Genomic DNA, 312 nt, shown 5'->3' on the forward strand with positions numbered 1-312 from the left:
GGGGGCGGGTTGCGGCTGTCAGGTGGAAGGGGAGGAAAGCTCCCAGGCGTCGGCCTGGCGCAGGTAGTCCTGCCGCTCGCGGCGGCAGTCATCGCCGCCCATCGAAAACTGGCGGCAGATCGCCGGGCGCTGCGAATAGATCGTGCAGCGCAGGTGATAGGGATCGATCGCCGCGCACCAGCCTTCCTCGTTGCGCGCCATCACGGCACGGCCGTGGGTGTCGCGTGACAGGAACTGGCCGGGCACGTGGTCGCCGGGCTGCAGCAGTACCGGCAACCGGCAACAGACCGCGTCACAACGGCGGCAGTCGAT

The 312-nt window shown here is 69.2% G+C and carries 1 protein-coding gene; it reads right to left on the reverse strand.

Features of this window, described 5'->3' with window-relative positions:
• Positions 1–18 precede the first annotated feature (18 nt).
• On the reverse strand, positions 19–312 hold a 294-nt coding region (locus EN850_RS35205), incomplete at its 5' end, for a YkgJ family cysteine cluster protein (RefSeq protein ID WP_210238076.1).

It is taken from the genome of Mesorhizobium sp. M8A.F.Ca.ET.207.01.1.1 (genome assembly GCF_004794715.1).
Taxonomy (GTDB): Bacteria; Pseudomonadota; Alphaproteobacteria; order Rhizobiales; family Rhizobiaceae; genus Mesorhizobium.